This window comes from Cellulomonas triticagri (genome assembly GCF_003696205.1).
In the GTDB taxonomy this organism is placed as follows: Bacteria; Actinomycetota; Actinomycetes; order Actinomycetales; family Cellulomonadaceae; genus Cellulomonas; species Cellulomonas triticagri.
Genome location: NZ_RFFI01000237.1, coordinates 1 through 1,880 on the forward strand (window position 1 = coordinate 1; position 1,880 = coordinate 1,880).

Here is a 1,880-nt window from a genome sequence, read left to right on the forward strand (position 1 = left end):
GGTCGCGCTGGCGCGCACGGGTGCGGGTGGCGGGGTCGGCGGCGGCGCCGTGGTCGAGGTGCGCGGGGCCGGGGCGGCGGTCGGTGACGCCGCCGCGCTCGGCCGCGCCGTCCGGAACCTGGTCGACAACGCCCTGCGGCACGCGGACGCCCGGGTCCGGGTGCAGGTCGCGGACGGGCGGGTCGCGGTCGAGGACGACGGCCCCGGGATCCCGCCCGACGACCGGGAGCGGGTGTTCGAGCGGTTCGTGCGGCTGGACGAGGCCCGGGTGCGAGCGGTCGGGCCCGAGGGGGCGGACGGCGCGGCGACGGGCAGCGGGCTCGGGCTCGCCATCGCCCGCGCCGTCGCCCGGGAGCACGGCGGCGACGTGCGGCTCGCCGACCGCGAGGACGGTGCCCCGGGGCTGCGCGCGGTGCTCGACGTGCCCGTTCGACGGTGACCCCGGGCGGACTGCGTAGGGGGTGGGTGCAGGGGCGGTGCCCGGGCGGGCTGAGTGGTGCTCCGGCTGAGAACATCCTGTGATGCATCTCACACGCCTTCTCCGTGACCGTCGCCGCCCCTCCTCGGATGTCCCGGGTGTGCCCACCTGCAGCGCCCGACCCGAGCGCCCGACCCGGCGCCCGCGGTCCGCGGCGCTCGCGGTCGCGGCGGTGCTCGTGCTCGCCGCCGCACCCGCCGCCCGGGCCGACGACGCGCCGGACCCCGACCTCGACGCCGCCGCCCGGAGCGCCTCCCAGTGCTCCCCGGGGGCGTTCTGCCTCTGGTCCGGGCCCGGCTACACCGGCACGTTCTGGTCCGTGTCCAGCGGCGGCACGTTCAACCCGCCGCTGACCCAGGCGAAGTCCCTGTGGAACCGCTCCGCCTTCGACGTCCGCACGTACAACGCGCCGTCCGGCGGCGGGTCCAGCGTGTGCTGGAACACGGGCGCGCAGACCTCGAACACCTCCGTGGCCACCGTCTCGGTCCGTACGATGGCGGCGACGACGTGTTGACGACCGGGTGCGAGGTGGCGTGGGGGCGCAGGGTGGGGACGTGGGTGCTGCGCCCGACGTCCCCGACGGATCCGACGCCGACCGCTTCGCCGACGCCTACCGCCTGCTCTCGCCCCAGGTCCGCGGGTACGCCCGCCGCCAGGTCCCGGACGACCTCGCCGAGGACGTCGTGGCCGAGACGTTCCTCGTCCTGTGGCGCCGCTGGGCCGACGCGCCCCACGGGCCCGACCACCTCCGCCCGTGGGTGTTCGGCGTCGCCCGCAACAAGATCCTCCGCGTGCGCGAGCAGCACCACCGCGCCCTGCGGTCGGTCGCGAGCGTCGCGGCGGCCGAGCCCGCCCGTCCGCACGGCGCCGACCCGGCCGTCGAGGTCGCCGCGGCCGACCGCGCCCGCCGGCTCCTCGACCACCTGCCACCCGCCGAGGGGGAGGCCATGGCCCTGACCGTCTGGGCCGGGCTGACCCCGGGCGAGGCCGCCGAGGTGCTGGGGTGCTCCGTCACCGCCCTCACCTCGCGGCTCTCGCGCGCCCGCGGCCGCCTCGCCACGCTCCTCGCGCAGGACGCCGCGGCCGACGCCGACGGGAGGGGGCGCGATGACCGACCGTGAGCACGACCTCGCCGCCGCGGAGGTCGCCGCCCTGCGCGCCCTGCTGGCGCCCGCGGGGCTCGGCGAGCCCGTCGCCGAGGCGCAGGACGCGTCGGACGTGCACGACGAGGGGCAGGTCGCGGCCGAGCTGGCGGCGATCCTCGGCGCGGGTCCGGCCGTGGCCGCCCCGGCGGACGCCGACGCCGACACCGACGACCCCGCCGACGCGCCCGTGCCCTCCGTCGCCCCCGTCGTCCCGCTGCGGCGGACCGCGCGGCGGCGGTGGCTCACCGCGGCGGCCG

4 protein-coding genes are annotated in these 1,880 nt (G+C 79.1%); all 4 read left to right on the forward strand.

The genetic code is table 11. The features are described from left to right. Positions 1 to 439, forward strand: a 439-nt coding sequence (locus EBM89_RS20460) for an ATP-binding protein (protein WP_233571892.1), incomplete at its 5' end; no start/stop codon positions are given. A 139-nt stretch (positions 440 to 578) separates the two neighbouring features. Further along, complete coding sequence (locus EBM89_RS20465; protein ID WP_158609744.1) at positions 579 to 992, forward strand: peptidase inhibitor family I36 protein; 414 nt, start codon at positions 579 to 581, stop codon at positions 990 to 992. 40 nt (positions 993 to 1,032) lie between these two features. Beyond that, a complete protein-coding gene (locus EBM89_RS20470) occupies positions 1,033 to 1,599 on the forward strand; it encodes an RNA polymerase sigma factor (RefSeq protein WP_158609745.1) in 567 nt (188 codons plus the stop codon). Then, positions 1,586 to 1,880, forward strand: a 295-nt coding sequence (locus EBM89_RS20475; protein WP_439647217.1) for a hypothetical protein, incomplete at its 3' end; no start/stop codon positions are given. The genes EBM89_RS20470 and EBM89_RS20475, both read left to right, overlap by 14 nt.